At 49.0% G+C, this 245-nt stretch carries 1 pseudogene; it reads right to left on the minus strand.

Annotated features, from left to right (window positions below):
- Positions 1–245, minus strand: a pseudogene (locus tag JQ46_RS00005) (IS3 family transposase); the annotation flags it as partial.

Genomic DNA, 245 nt, shown 5'->3' on the forward strand with positions numbered 1-245 from the left:
ATCTCATGAAGCATTTCGCGGATATGCGCGTGCTTATCCGGAGCAAATCGCTGTTGGAGTTGGTAGTAGAAGCTTGATGCCGCAAGATCAATAGCAGCAAGCAGCATAGATAACGGAAACTCACCGCGTAACGCGTCAACCACTTCAGCCTTGTGCTTATTGCTGAGCTGACCCGGGATGACGCTGACGTCTTTTTTTACAAGTTCCAGCTCCTTTTCCAAAACAGCCTTGTCAACGAGCAGTTG

The sequence above is a fragment of the Corynebacterium jeikeium genome (assembly GCF_000738175.1).
In the GTDB taxonomy this organism is placed as follows: Bacteria; Actinomycetota; Actinomycetes; order Mycobacteriales; family Mycobacteriaceae; genus Corynebacterium; species Corynebacterium jeikeium_C.